A 13,418-nucleotide genomic window follows, 5' to 3' on the forward strand; every position below is an offset into this window, starting at 1 on the left:
GGCTGCTCGGCGGCGTGCTGGCCGCGATGGTGCTCAAGGGTGCCGGCATCTACGCCATCGCCCGACTGGCACGCGCGCGCCATCCGGAGGCGCTGGAGCGCGCGGCGTTGATGGCCCAGGGCGGCGAATTCGCCTTCGTGCTGTACGGCGCCGCCGCAGCGACCGGCATCGTCGAAACGCGGGTCAACGCGCTGCTCACCGCGGCCGTGATCCTGTCGATGGCCTTCACCCCGCTCGCGGTCATGGCCTTGCGCTGGCTGCTGCCGAAAAAGGCGGCGCCCGACCTGAGTGGCGTGCGCACGGTGGACGACGGCGCCCGCGCAGGCGATGCCTTCGGCAAGGTGATGGTGATCGGCTTCGGCCGGTTCGCGCAGATCGCCTGCCAGTCGCTGCTGGCCCGCGGCATCGATGTGACGATCATCGAGAACGATACCGACATGATCCGCGCCGCCGCGCGGTTCGGCTTCCACGCCTATTACGGCGACGGCACCAGGATGGAAGTGCTGCGCGCCAGCGGCGCCGGCGACGCGCGCGCCCTGCTGGTCTGCACCGACGACCGGCACGCGACGCTGTCGATCGTCGAGCAGGCCCGGCAGGCCTTCCCGCTGGTGCCGGTGCTGGCCCGCGCCTACGACCGCCAGCATGCGATCGACCTGATCCACGCGGGCGTGGACTTCCAGCTGCGCGAGACGTTCGAGTCGGCGATGGCCTTCGGAGCCGAGGCGCTGCGCCGCATGGGCGAGACCGAGGACACGATCGCCGAGGTGGCCGAGGACGTCCGCCGGCGCGACATCGAGCGGCTCGAGCTGCAGATCGCGGGCGGCATCCAGCAGGGCCGCGATCTGATGCACCACCAGCGCTGGACGCCCACGCCGCTCACCCGGCCCCAGCGCAGCGGCCAGGCGCTCAACCCGGAAGCGGAGCAGGCGCTGCAGCAGGCGGACCGCGCCGCCGCGCAGCCGCCGGCGGCTCAGAGCAGCACGATGTCGTAGTGCTCCTGCGCCATCGCCACTTCGGCCTGCAGCGAGATCGGCTTGCCGATGAAGTCCGACAGGCCGGCCAAGTGCTGGCTTTCCTCGTCGAGGAACAGTTCCACCACCTTCGGCGAGGCAACGATGCGGAATTCGCGCGGATTGAACTGCCGCGCCTCCCGCAGGATCTCGCGCAGGATGTCGTAGGTCACGCTGCGGGCGGTCTTGACGATGCCCTTGCCCTGGCAGACGGGGCACGGCTCGCACAGCATGTGGGCCAGCGACTCGCGGGTGCGCTTGCGGGTCATCTCCAGCAGGCCGAGGGGCGAGAAGCTGCCGGCGGAGGTCTTCACCCGGTCGCGGCCGAGCTGCTTGCGGAATTCGCCGAGCACCTGCTGCTGGTGCTCCTCGCGCAGCATGTCGATGAAGTCGACGATGATGATCCCGCCCAGGTTGCGCAGCCGCAGCTGCCGGGCGATCGCCTGCGCGGCCTCCAGGTTGGTCTTGAAGATCGTGTCCTCGAAGTTCCGGGCCCCGACGAAGCCGCCGGTGTTCACGTCCACCGTGGTCAGCGCCTCGGTCTGGTCGACGATCAGGTAGCCGCCCGATTTCAGGTCGACCCGGCGGCCGAGCGCGCGGGCGATCTCCTCGTCGATGCGGTAGAGGTCGAAGATCGGCCGCTCGCCCTTGTAGAGCTGCAGCTTGGCCGCCGCCGCCGGCATGAACTCGCGGCCAAAGGCGAGCAGCCGGTCATGCTGTTCCCGCGAGTCGATGCGGATCGACACGGTCTCTTCGCCGACCAGGTCGCGCAGCACCCGCTGCAGCAGGTGCAGGTCCTGGTGCAGCAGCGAGCGGGGCGGCAGCGCGAGCGACGCCTGGCGGATGCGGCCCCAGGTCTTGCGCAGGTAGGCGATGTCGTCGGTCAGTTCGGCGTCGGTCGCGTCTTCGCCGTTGGTGCGCAGGATGAAGCCACCGCTCTGGCCGGTATCGGCGCCGGTCAGGGCCTGCAGGCGCCGCCGCAGGGCGTCGCGCTGCTCGACCGGAATTTTCTGCGACACGCCGATATGGTCGTCCTGCGGCAGGAACACCAGCAGCCGGCCGGCGATGCTGATCTGCGTCGACAGCCGCGCGCCCTTGGTGCCGATCGGGTCCTTGATCACCTGCACCATCAGCGACTGCCCTTCGAACACCTGCCGCTCGATCGGGATCTGCGGCTGCGACTGGCGGGCCTGCGACAGCGACTCGCCCTCGGGCGGCTTGTGCCAGACGTCCGCCACGTGCAGGAAGGCCGCCCGCTCCAGCCCGATGTCGATGAAGGCCGACTGCATGCCCGGCAGCACCCGCGAGACCTTGCCCAGGTAGACGTTGCCGACCAGTCCGCGCTCCAGCGTGCGCTCGACATGGATCTCCTGCAGCGCGCCGTGCTCGATGACCGCGACCCGCGTCTCCTGCGGAGACCAGTTGATGAGGATGTCTTGCTGCATGGCGTGGGAGGACTGGTCTCGGCCGGCGGGGCACCGGCGCTGTGCGGACGAGTCTACTGCCCTGCCCCGCCGATGCGCACCGCCGCGGTGCGGCCTGTTACAGCAGCCAGCCGGCCGCGCGCAGCAGTTCGGCCGTCTCGAACACCGGCAGGCCCATGATCCCGGTATAGCTGCCGCCGATGCGGGCGATGTGCAATGCGGCACTGCCCTGGATGCCGTAGCCTCCGGCCTTGCCGAACGGTTCGCCCGACGCGACATACGCGGCGATCTGAGCGTCGGTCATCGGGGCGAAGCGTACCTCCGACACGCTGAGGGTCGCATGGCGCCGCGCGCCGTCCTGCAGCGCGACGGCCGTGAGCACACGGTGGGTGTTGCCGGCCAGCGCGCGCAGCATCGCAGCCGCGTCGGCAGCATCCGCCGGTTTGCCGAGGATGGTGCGGCCGAGCGCGACCGTCGTATCCGCGCACAGCACGGGCGCGTCGGGAAGACCACGCCGCACCCACCGCGCGACCGCCGCCTCCAGTTTGGCGGCGGTGACCCGCTGCACGTACCGGGCGGGCGCCTCGCGCGGCCGGACGACTTCGATCGCCTCGGCGTCTTCCTCGACATCGCCGTCGGTATTGGCGACGAGCAGCCGGTGGCGCACGCCCATCTGGTCGAGCAACTGCGCCCGGCGCGGGCTCTGCGACGCGAGGTAGAGAAACGGCGGCTCGGACATCGGAAAAAGCCTATTCGCGGTGATACGGATGGGACGCGTTGACCGACCAAGCGCGGTACAGCTGCTCGATCAGCAGCACCCGCGCCATCGCGTGCGGCAGCGTCAGGTCGGACAGCCGGATCGACTCGTGCGCCGCGGCGCGGAACGCCGGATCCAGCCCATCGGGTCCGCCGATGACCAGCGACACATCGTCGCCGCCCAACTGCCATTGCTTCAGCCGCTTCGCCAGCGCGACGGTGGTCACCGCCGTGCCGCGCTCGTCGAGCACCACGATCCGGTGCCCGCGCGGAATGGCCGCTTCGATGCGCGCACGCTCGGCCGCATAGAGCGTGTCGATCGATTTGGAACCGCGCGGCTCGGTCTTGACCGCCTTCAGTTCGACCTTCAGTTCCGGCGGAAACCGCTTGGCATAGTCGTCGTAAGCCGTCTGGGCCCAGCCGGGCATGCGCTGGCCGACGGCGACGATCTGCAGCTTCATGCGGACGCCGCCGGCCGGCTCACGCCTTGCGGGTCGCCGTCTTGCGGGCCGGGGCCTTCGCGGCTGCGGATGCGGAGGTCTTTTTGGCCGCAGGCTTCTTGGCCGCGGCCTTCTTGGTGCCCGGCGCCGGCACGACCAGCTTCTGGATCGGCGTCTTGCGGGCGGGTGTCTTGGCGGACGCGGTGGCGGCCTTCTTCGCAGGCGCCTTCTTGGCAGCCGCGGTCTTCCCGGCGACGGTTTTGCCTGCGGCCGTCTTGGTCGCCGCACTGGCCTTTTTGGCGGTGGATGCCTTCGCACCGGCTGCCGTCTTCGCCGCGGTCGTACGTCCGGGTTTGCGGGCGGCGCCGCTGACGGTCTTTTCGGCGGCCGGCTTCTCGGCCTTGGGCGGCTTCGGTGCGCCGAGCTTCAGGCGGACCGGCGTGTCGCCCCAGATCTCTTCCAGGTGGTAATACTGGCGGATCGCGGGCTGCATGATATGCGCCACCGCCGAGCCGCAGTCCACGATGATCCACTCGCCGTTGTCCTCGCCCTCGACGCGCGGCTTGGGAAAGCCGGCTTCGCGCACCGCATCGCGCACGCTCGACGCCAGCGCCTTGGTCTGCCGGTTCGACGTACCCGAGGCGACGATCACCCGCTCGAACAGCGGCGACAGATGCTCGGTGTTGAACACCTGGATGTCGACGGCCTTCACGTCCTCCAGCCCGTCGACGATCGCGCGCTGCAGCTTTTGGACGTCCTTCTTGGAGGCGGTTTCCGTTTTGGTGGTGGTCATCGGGCAGGTCGGTAAAGGTGGTGAAAGTCAATATAGCCTGCAACCGCAGGCGGGACCAGCGCGTCGATCGGCTGGCCGGCCGCCACCCGGTCGCGGACCTGGGTGGCGTTGATCGGAATGTCGGGCAGGTGCAGCGCGACGGTGCGTGCATCCGGCGAGGTTTCGAAGGCCCAGGGGCCCGGAGCGCTCGGTGCGTCTGGACGACGCGCTATTGAAATTATAGCGAGGCGCACAACCTCCGCCCAGCCGTGCCACTGCGTCAGGGCGCCTGCCTGGTCTGCACCGATGAGCAGGTAGAGCTGCGCATCCGGATACTGGGCCTGCAGTTCGGTCAGGGTGTCGATGGTGTAGCTCGGCCCCGGCCGGCGCAGTTCGCGCTCGTCGACCGCTGATTTCGGCATGCTGGCGAACGCCGCCTGCACCATCGCCAGACGGTCGTGCGCCGGGCTCAGCGTGCGTTTCTTGTGCCACGCACGACCGGTCGGAACCACATGCAGGAGGTCCAGCGCCAGCTCGTCGATGGCCTGCTGCGCCAGCGCGACGTGGGCGCAGTGCGGCGGGTCGAACGCACCGCCGAAGAGGCCGATGCGCCGCCGCTCGGCCGCGGTGCTCACACCCATGCACGCGGCGTAAGGAACCGGTCGGTAAGCGCGGCTTCGGGCGAGCCGGCGTCCGGCGCGTAGTCGTAGCGCCACGCGGCCAGCGGCGGCATCGACAGCAGGATCGACTCGGTACGGCCGCCGGATTGCAGGCCGAAGTGCGTGCCGCGGTCCCAGACGAGGTTGAATTCGACGTACCGCCCGCGCCGGTACAGCTGGAAGTTGCGCTCGCGCGGCCCCCAGGCCACCGACTGGCGGCGCGCGACGATGGGCAGGTACGCATTCAAGAACGCGTCGCCGACGGCCTGCATCATCGCCCGGCTGCGGTCCGGCCCGAGTTCGGCGAAATCGTCGAAGAACACGCCGCCCACGCCGCGGGCCTCGCGCCGGTGCTTCAGGTAGAAGTACTCGTCGCACCATTGCTTGAAGCGCGGGTACTTGTCGTCGCCGAACGGCGCGAGCGCATCGCGGCAGGTGCGGTGGAAATGCGCCGCGTCCTCCTCGAAGCCGTAGATCGGCGTGAGGTCCATGCCGCCGCCGAACCAGCACACCGGCTCCTCGCCCAGGTGGCCGGCCGCGATCATGCGCACGTTCATGTGGACGGTCGGCACGTAGGGATTGCGCGGATGGAACACCAGCGACACGCCCATCGCCTCGAACGGTGCGCCCGCCAGTTGCGGCCGATGCTCGGTGGCCGAGGGCGGCAGCCGCGGTCCGCGGACATGCGAGAAACCGCATCCGGCGCGCTCGAACACCGCCCCGCCTTCGAGGATGCGGGTAATGCCGTCGCCCTGCAGCGGCTCGCCCGCGGCTTTCTGCCACGGGTCGGTGACGAAGGCGGTCGTGCCGCCTGCAGCGGATTCGATCTGCTCGACGGCTGCGACGATGCGCTGCTGCAGCCCTTCCAGGTAGGCGCGGACGGCTTCGGCCGGGTGGTCCGCCATCAGCCCTTCACCGCCCGGAACCCGATGTCGCGCCGGTACTGCGCACCGTCGAAGTGGATGCCGCGGGCCACGTCGTAGGCCCGCTGCTGCGCCTGCCGCACGTTGTCGGCGAGCACGGTCACGCACAGCACCCGGCCGCCGGAGGTGCGGACCACGCCGTCTTCCAGCACCGTACCCGCATGGAACACCATCGCGTCGTCCTGGTCGGCCGGGAGCCCGGTGACCACGTCGCCCTTGCGCGGATCCAGCGGGTAGCCGTGCGCGGCCATCACGACGCCGAGGGCGACCCGGCGGTCCCACTGCAGCTCGATCTGGTCGAGCCGCATCTCGGCGCCGGCCAGCAGCACGTCGGACAGGTCGCTCTTCAACCGCATCATGATCGGCTGCGTCTCGGGATCGCCCATGCGGCAGTTGAATTCGAGCGTCTTGGGCTTGCCCTGCGCGTCGATCATCAGACCGGCATAGAGGAAGCCGGTGTACGGAATGCCGTCCTTCTCCATGCCGCGGATCGTCGGCAGGATGATCTCGCGCATCGCGCGGGCATGCACGTCGGCCGTCACGATCGGCGCGGGCGAATAGGCGCCCATGCCGCCGGTGTTCGGACCCTGGTCGCCGTCCTGCAGACGCTTGTGGTCCTGGCTGGTGGCCAGTGCGACGACGTTCTTGCCGTCGCACAGCACGATGAAGCTGGCTTCCTCGCCCTGCAGGAATTCCTCGATCACCACGCGGGCACCGCCCTCGTTGTGCACGACGCCGAAGCGGTTGCCTTCGAGCATGAAGTCGATCGCCTCGTGCGCTTCGGCGGCGGTCATCGCCACGACCACGCCCTTGCCGGCCGCCAAGCCATCGGCCTTCACCACGATCGGGGCGCCCTTGGCATCGATGTAGGCATGGGCTTCGGCCGCATCGGTGAAGGTCTGGTATTCGGCCGTCGGGATACCGTGGCGCTGCATGAACGCCTTGGAGAATGCCTTGCTGCTTTCCAACTGGGCCGCGGCACGGGTCGGGCCGAACACCTTCAGACCGTGGTTGCGGAACTCGTCGACCACGCCGGCGGCCAGCGGCGCCTCGGGGCCGACGACCGTCAGGCCGATCCTTTCGTTCTGCGCCCATTCGCGCAGGGCACGCACGTCGGTGATCGGCACGTTCTCGAAGCGTGCGTCGCGTGCGGTGCCGCCGTTGCCGGGCGCCACGAAGACGCGCTGGACCTTCGGCGACTCCGACAGTTTCCAGGCGAGGGCATGTTCGCGGCCACCGCCGCCGATGACGAGAACTTTCATTCGGAGAGCGCCGCGTTGTGGTAGACCTCCTGGACATCGTCCAGGTCCTCGAGTGCGTCGAGCAGTTTCTGCATGCGCGCGGCGTCTTCGCCGGCGACCTCGATCGTGTTCTCGGCGCGCATGGTGACTTCGGCCACTTCCGGCGTCAGGCCGGCGGCTTCCAGTGCGTTGCGCACCGGCTCGAAGGCGGCAGGGGCGGCCAGCACCTCGATCGCGCCGTCGTCGTCGGTGACGACGTCGTCGGCACCTGCCTCCAGCGCGATTTCCATCACCTTGTCTTCGTCGGTGCCGGGGGCGAAGACCAGCTGGCCCACGTGGCGAAACTGGAAGGCGACCGAGCCTTCGGTGCCCATGTTGCCGCCGTACTTGCTGAAGGCGTGGCGCACGTCGGCGACGGTGCGCACGCGGTTGTCGGTCATGGTGTCGACGATGATCGCGGCGCCGCCGATGCCGTAGCCCTCGTAACGGATTTCCTCGTAATTCACGCCTTCGAGATTGCCGGTGGCCTTGTCGACGTTGCGCTTGATGGTGTCGGCCGGCATGTTGGCGGCCTTGGCCTTGTCCACCGCGAGCCGCAGCCGCGGGTTGGCCGACAGGTCGGCGCCGCCGGCGCGGGCGGCCACCATGATTTCACGGATGACGCGGGTCCACACCTTGCCGCGCTTCTCGTCCTGGCGGCCCTTGCGGTGCTGAATGTTCGCCCATTTGCTGTGTCCAGCCATACATCTCTTCTCTGAAGTTTCTCGTTGCCGAGCAGCCTCCGATTTTACCCGGGGCCCCGCCGTGGCGCGGGCGACACGCCGGGCGCAGGACGCTCTGCGCATAATCCGCCGATGACCAGGTCCGTCCCGCCCCTCCCCGAGCCCGCCGGAGTGCTCGCTCCGCATGCGCCGCTGGCGCAGTACTACCGCGACGAAGCGGAGCATCAGGCATTCCTGCGCCGCATCTTCGACGAGACCGCGCCCGACTACGAGCGCATCGAGCGGGTGCTCGCGCTGGGATCGGGCCCCTGGTACCGACGCCGGGCGCTGCAACAGGCCGGACTCGCCGCCGGCATGGACGTGCTGGACGTCGGCATCGGCACCGGCCTCGTCGCGCGCGAGGCGCTGGCGCTGATCGGGCCGACCGGCACCCTGATCGGCGTCGACCCAAGCCCCGGCATGATGGGCCAGGTGCAGGATGCGCGGATCCAGCTCGTCACCGGATTCGCCGAGGCCCTGCCCCGGCCCGACGCCAGCAGCGATTTCCTCAGCATGGGCTACGCCCTGCGGCACATCTCCAACGTGGATGCGGCATTCGCCGAGTTCCACCGGGTGCTGCGTCCGGGCGGACGGGTCGCGGTGCTGGAAATCACCAAGCCGCGCAGTCGTGCGGGCACCCTCCTGCTCAAGGGTTACATGCGAGCCGTCGTGCCCCTGATCGCGCGGGTGGTCGCCGGCCACCGCGACACGGCCGAACTGTGGCGCTACTACTGGGACACGATCGAGGCCTGCATCCCGCCCGAGACGGTGATGGAGTCCCTACGCAAGGCAGGCTTCATCGACGTGCGGCGCAGCGTGGAGCTGGGCGTGTTCTCCGAATACACGGCGAGGAAGCCGGCATGACAGCACAGGACTCCGCGGCCGTCATCCCGCCCGAGGCATGCGACGTGATGGTGATCGGCGGCGGTCCGGCCGGCGCGACGGTTGCCGCGCTGCTGGCCGCGCAGGGCCGCGACGTCGTCCTGGCCGAGAAGGCCTACCACCCCCGCTTCCATATCGGCGAATCGCTGCTGCCGGCCAACGTCGCCCTTTTCGAGAAGCTCGGCGTCCTGCTTGAGGTGGAACGCATCGGCATGCCGAAATGGGGCGTGGAGTTCGTGTCCCAGGAACACGAGGCGCCCAGCCGCCTCGACTTTGCGGAGGGCTGGAACCGGTCGCTCGACCATGCTTGGCAGGTGCGGCGCTCCGACCTGGACGAAATCCTGTTCCGCAATGCCGCGCGGCGCGGTGCCCGCACACTGGAAGGCTGCCGGGTGCGCGATGTGCAGTTCGACGACGACGGCGCAGACGTGTCGGCCGTGATGGACGACGGCGCGCAGCGGCGCTGGCGCGCCCGTTTCGTGATCGACGCATCGGGCCGCGACACGCTGCTGTCGGGCAAGCTCGATGCCAAGCGCAAGAACCCGAAGCACAACAGCGCCGCCCTGTTCGGCCATTTCCGCCAGGCCGAGCGCCTGCCGGGCAAGATGGAAGGCCACATCACCATCTTCTGGTTCGCGCACGGCTGGTTCTGGTTCATTCCGCTGGCCGACGGCACGACGAGCGTGGGTGCGGTCTGCTGGCCCTACTACCTGAAATCGCGCGACAAGCCGCTGCCGGAATTCTTCGCCGACACGATCGCGATGGCGCCGAAGCTGGCGGCGCGCCTCGCCGGCGCCGAACTGGTGGACGGCACGGTGCACGCGACCGGCAACTATTCCTATACGAGCACGCACTGCAGCGGTGAGCGTTTCCTGATGCTGGGCGACGCCTTCGCCTTCATCGACCCGGTGTTCTCCTCCGGGGTGTACCTCGCGATGCACAGCGCCTTCGAGGGAGCCGAGGTGGTGGCGACGGCGCTCGACCGACCGCGGGAAGCCGCGGCCGCGCGCCGGAAGTTCGAGAAATACATGCGCCACGGGCCGCGCGAGTTTTCCTGGTTCATCTACCGCGTCAGCAGCCCGACGATGCGCGACTTCTTCCTGTTCCCGCAGAACCCGATGCGCACCAAGGAGGCGCTGATGTCGATGCTGGCCGGCGACATCCACGGCCGCACGCCGATCTGGGGTTCGCTGCGGATCCTGAAGGGCCTGTACTACACCTTCTCGCTGGTGCACCTGCGCCGCAGCTTCGCGCACTGGAAGCGCCGCCGGCAGAACATCCGCGACCTCGGGCCGCTGCGCGGCGAAACCATCGTCGGTGCCAAGTGACCAGCGCCGTGCCACGTCTTGCGGCGCCATTGCACGCCGTCCGTCGGAGCACTCCGGCGTTCGGGGATGACGCCGCGCTGCTAGGGGTGCTCGGCTACGGCTGGCCGGGCGATGCCGCGGGTACGGTCGACGCGATCCCAGGCCCGCTGCTGGCACCAGCGCAGCCGTGCTGCGACGCGTGGCTCGGCGAAGGCGCCACGCCGCGCATTGGGCAAACCGGCCAGATCCGCTGGCGCGAGGACGGCCGCTGGCTCTACGGCGCGGCCGAATTCGACGAATCCACCGGCAGCGCCGATCTGGCGGAACGGACGCGCCGCATCTATGCGGACCTGTTCGCCACGCTGGACGAGACCGGGTATCCGCATCTGCTGCGCCTCTGGAATTACCTGCCCGCGATCAATGCCGACGGCGACGGCGGACTGGAGCGCTACCGGCATTTCAACGTGGGACGCCAGCAGGCCTTCGTCGACGCCGGCCGCACCGTGCTCGAGGGCGCCCCTGCCGCCTGTGCGCTCGGTGCGCCGGCCGGACCGTACCGGCTGCGGTTCCTGGCGGCACGACGGCCACCGGTGGCGGTCGAGAATCCGCGCCAGGTGTCCGCTTACCGCTATCCCGCGCAGTACGGGCCGCGCAGCCCGACCTTCTCGCGGGCGGCCCTGGCCGATGCCGGAGCCGGTCGGGTGGCGCTCTTCGTGTCGGGCACGGCAAGCATCGTCGGGCATGAGACGCGGCACCCCGGCGACGTCGCTGCCCAGACACACGAGACGCTGGCCAACCTGCAGGCGCTGACCGACGCGGCCGGTGCACACGGCTCTGCCGTTTTCGGCCTGCGCGATCTGCAGGCGGTGGTGTACGTGCGCCACGCCGCCGACTGGCCCACCGTGCGCGATATCGTGGCACCGGTGCTCGGACCGGACCTGGTGGCGCTGCAGGCCGACGTGTGCCGCAGCGAGCTGCTGGTGGAGATCGAGGCCCATGCCTTCGCCGGCGGCCGGCTGGCCGCCGTCCACGCGGAACCCGGGGCATGCAGCTGAACCTGCCGTGGCCGGCGGCGCGGCTGCTGCGGGCGTGCGCGCACGTCCCGCGCGCGCTGCTGCTCTACGGCGTGCTGCTGGTGCTGGGCGTGGTATCGCTCGCGTGGAACCTGTGCGCGATGCTCCTGCACCCGCTGCTGCCGCGGGAACGTGGAAGGGATGTCGGACGTGCGGCGATCGCCTATGCCTACCGCGGCGTGTGGGCCCTGGCCGGTCTGCTCGGCCTGCTGCGCATCGACGTGCGCTGCCTCGACGCGTTGCACGACGAGCGGGGCCTGATCATCGTCGCCAACCATCCGACGATGATCGACGCGCTGCTGCTGGTCGCGCGGCTGCCGCGCAGCGCCTGCATCATGAAGGCCGACCTGATGCGCAACGTGTTCCTCGGCGCCGGAGCGCGGCTGGCCCGCTACATCCGCAACGACTCGCCGCGCGGGCTGGTGCGCTGCGCGGTGGACGACCTGCGCGACGGCGGCCAGCTCATCGTGTTTCCCGAAGGCACCCGGACCGTACGGGCGCCGGTCAATCCGTTCAGGCCGGGCATCACCCTGATCGCCAAGCTGGCCGATGCGCCGATCCAGACGGTGTTCCTCGACACCGACTCGCCCTACCTGCGCAAGGGCTGGCCGATCTGGCGGGTGCCGCCCGCACAGATCGTCGTGACCGCGCGGCTCGGCGCGCGCTTCGCACCGTCGCCCGACAGTGCCGACCTGCTGGCGCGGATCGAGCAGTACTACCGCGCCGCCGCGTGCCCGTCTTCGCTTCCCTCGCTGCCGCCTTCCGCTGCTTCCGCATGTCCGCCGTCACCGCCTCGTCCACCCACCTCGTCCTGATCCCGAGCTACAACACCGGCGAGCAGCTGTTCGCAACGGTGGCAGCGGCCCGCAGGACGTGGAATCCAGTGTGGGTCGTGATGGACGGCAGCACCGACGGCACCACCGTCCGGCTGCAGGCGCACGCCGCAGCCGACCCCGGGCTGCGGGTGCTCGTCCTGCCGGAGAACCGGGGCAAGGGCTCCGCGGTACTGCACGGTCTGGAGGCCGCCCGCGTCGCCGGCTTCACCCACGCCCTGACGATGGATGCCGACGGCCAGCATCCGGCCGACCTCATCCCCGCGTTCATGCGGGCCTCCCAGGCGCGGCCGGACACGATGGTGCTGGGCCGGCCGGTGTTCGACGCCAGTGCGCCGCTGCTGCGGGTGCGGGGTCGCAAGGTGTCGAACGGGTGGGCGCAGCTGGAGACGCTGTTCGCCGGCGTCGGCGATTCGCTCTACGGCTTCCGGGTCTACCCGGTCGGGCCGCTGGTGGACCTGATGGCGCGCCAGCCGTGGATGCGCCGCTTCGACTTCGACCCCGAAGCCGCCGTGCGGCTGGCCTGGCACGGCGTGAAGCCGGTCAACCTCGACGCGCCGGTGAAGTACCTGCGCGCCGAGGAAGGCGGCGTCTCGCATTTCCGCTACGGCCGCGACAACCTGCTGCTGAGCTGGATGCACACGCGGCTGTTCCTCGAATTCGTGGTGCGTCTGCCGGTGCTGGTCTGGCGGCGGCTACGCCGCCTTCCGCCGTTCCAGCCCTGACGGCCGCCCGCGCCCCGGGCGACGGCGATCAGCGCGGCTTGACGTCGTCCACCACGTCGCGCGCGACGGTTTCGAGCTGCCGGCTGGTCATGGCCGAGAACACGCCCTGCCAGGCCGACGAGGTGGTGTTGAGCGTCTGCTCGTTCACCACCCGGCCGGTCGCCAGGTCGATGAAGCGCAGCCGTGCATCCACGAACGCATTGCCGGTCATGATGCCCAACCCGATACGGGCGCCGGTGGAGACGTAGCGGTAGTCGCGCACCACGGCCTGCAGCAGCGTGCCGGCCTCGCGCGGCGGCGGCGTCGGGCTGTCGATGTAGGCGAACGGCAGGTTACGCGCCGCAGCCGCGGCGGCGAAGGCCGAGCGCCATTCGCCCTGGAAACTCTGCCAGTCGGACGAGCCGCGGGCTGCGCCTTCGGGCACGACCTGCAGCACCAGCTTGCGGGCAGCGTCGGGGTGCAGCGCGACGGGGGGCGTCGCGGGAACCGCGGCCCCGGTCGCGCCCACCGTGGGCGTCGCGCCGGCGGGCGATGCGGAGGTACGGCTCACATTCGCGGCACAGCCGGTCAGCAAAGCCACCGCGACCGTGGCAGCGGCGGTGGCGAGTCGGG

General features: G+C 70.0%; 15 protein-coding genes. 6 read left to right on the forward strand and 9 right to left on the reverse strand.

Annotated features, from left to right (window positions below; all coding sequences use genetic code 11):
• Window positions 1-992 (forward strand): NAD-binding protein (locus tag QZ500_RS15890; RefSeq protein WP_295856453.1); only part of this gene is annotated, 992 nt, incomplete at its 5' end.
• On the opposite strand, the gene rng is transcribed toward QZ500_RS15890, so the two are convergent.
• The 8 genes from rng to QZ500_RS15930 form a co-directional block, all read right to left on the reverse strand.
• Entirely contained in the window at window positions 971-2,455 is a 1,485-nt protein-coding gene (gene rng, locus QZ500_RS15895; protein WP_295856454.1) for a ribonuclease G, read from the reverse strand. The two genes, QZ500_RS15890 and rng, sit on opposite strands and share 22 nt — an antisense overlap.
• Before the next feature lie 97 nt (window positions 2,456-2,552).
• Window positions 2,553-3,173: a Maf family protein gene (locus tag QZ500_RS15900; RefSeq protein ID WP_295856456.1), complete on the reverse strand. Its 621-nt coding sequence runs from the start codon at window positions 3,171-3,173 to the stop codon at window positions 2,553-2,555.
• Between the two features lie 10 nt (window positions 3,174-3,183).
• The gene (gene rlmH, locus QZ500_RS15905) at window positions 3,184-3,651 is read right to left on the reverse strand and encodes a 23S rRNA (pseudouridine(1915)-N(3))-methyltransferase RlmH (RefSeq protein ID WP_295856458.1); all 468 of its coding nucleotides are present in this window, start codon (window positions 3,649-3,651) and stop codon (window positions 3,184-3,186) included.
• Window positions 3,652-3,670: 19 nt separating this feature from the next.
• Window positions 3,671-4,423 carry a ribosome silencing factor gene (rsfS, locus tag QZ500_RS15910; protein ID WP_295856460.1) on the reverse strand — a complete coding sequence of 251 codons (753 nt, stop codon included), beginning with the start codon at window positions 4,421-4,423 and terminating at the stop codon, window positions 3,671-3,673.
• A complete protein-coding gene (gene nadD / locus QZ500_RS15915) occupies window positions 4,420-5,043 on the reverse strand; it encodes a nicotinate-nucleotide adenylyltransferase (RefSeq protein ID WP_295856462.1) in 624 nt (207 codons plus the stop codon). Before nadD ends, rsfS begins: the two co-directional genes overlap by 4 nt.
• Window positions 5,034-5,966, reverse strand: coding sequence for an oxygen-dependent coproporphyrinogen oxidase (hemF, locus tag QZ500_RS15920; protein ID WP_295856464.1), 933 nt, complete (start codon window positions 5,964-5,966; stop codon window positions 5,034-5,036). Before hemF ends, nadD begins: the two co-directional genes overlap by 10 nt.
• Window positions 5,966-7,246 (reverse strand): phosphoribosylamine--glycine ligase, encoded by a 1,281-nt coding sequence (gene purD, locus QZ500_RS15925; protein ID WP_295856466.1) that lies wholly within the window; start codon window positions 7,244-7,246, stop codon window positions 5,966-5,968. The genes hemF and purD overlap by 1 nt, the downstream gene beginning before the upstream one ends.
• Window positions 7,243-7,968 carry a YebC/PmpR family DNA-binding transcriptional regulator gene (locus QZ500_RS15930; protein ID WP_295856468.1) on the reverse strand — a complete coding sequence of 242 codons (726 nt, stop codon included), beginning with the start codon at window positions 7,966-7,968 and terminating at the stop codon, window positions 7,243-7,245. The genes purD and QZ500_RS15930 overlap by 4 nt, the downstream gene beginning before the upstream one ends.
• A gap of 111 nt (window positions 7,969-8,079) precedes the next feature.
• Here QZ500_RS15930 and QZ500_RS15935 point away from each other — a divergent pair, with 111 nt between their 5' ends.
• The 5 genes from QZ500_RS15935 to QZ500_RS15955 all read left to right on the forward strand — a co-directional run bounded on the left by QZ500_RS15935 (window position 8,080) and on the right by QZ500_RS15955 (window position 12,806).
• The gene (locus QZ500_RS15935; protein WP_295856470.1) at window positions 8,080-8,850 is read left to right on the forward strand and encodes a class I SAM-dependent methyltransferase; all 771 of its coding nucleotides are present in this window, start codon (window positions 8,080-8,082) and stop codon (window positions 8,848-8,850) included.
• Window positions 8,847-10,196, forward strand: a complete 1,350-nt coding sequence (locus QZ500_RS15940) for an NAD(P)/FAD-dependent oxidoreductase (RefSeq protein ID WP_295856472.1) — start codon at window positions 8,847-8,849, stop codon at window positions 10,194-10,196. Before QZ500_RS15935 ends, QZ500_RS15940 begins: the two co-directional genes overlap by 4 nt.
• Window positions 10,197-10,282: 86 nt before the next feature.
• Window positions 10,283-11,230, forward strand: coding sequence for a hypothetical protein (locus QZ500_RS15945; protein WP_295856473.1), 948 nt, complete (start codon window positions 10,283-10,285; stop codon window positions 11,228-11,230).
• Window positions 11,221-12,063, forward strand: a complete 843-nt coding sequence (locus tag QZ500_RS15950) for a lysophospholipid acyltransferase family protein (protein WP_295856475.1) — start codon at window positions 11,221-11,223, stop codon at window positions 12,061-12,063. Before QZ500_RS15945 ends, QZ500_RS15950 begins: the two co-directional genes overlap by 10 nt.
• Window positions 12,024-12,806: a glycosyltransferase family 2 protein gene (locus tag QZ500_RS15955; protein ID WP_295856476.1), complete on the forward strand. Its 783-nt coding sequence runs from the start codon at window positions 12,024-12,026 to the stop codon at window positions 12,804-12,806. The genes QZ500_RS15950 and QZ500_RS15955 overlap by 40 nt, the downstream gene beginning before the upstream one ends.
• A gap of 28 nt (window positions 12,807-12,834) precedes the next feature.
• Here the strand turns inward: QZ500_RS15955 and QZ500_RS15960 are convergent.
• Window positions 12,835-13,418, reverse strand: a 584-nt coding sequence (locus QZ500_RS15960; RefSeq protein WP_295856477.1) for a hypothetical protein, incomplete at its 5' end; no start/stop codon positions are given.

Source organism: uncultured Xylophilus sp. (assembly GCA_913776965.1).
Taxonomy (GTDB): Bacteria; Pseudomonadota; Gammaproteobacteria; order Burkholderiales; family Burkholderiaceae_C; genus Xylophilus.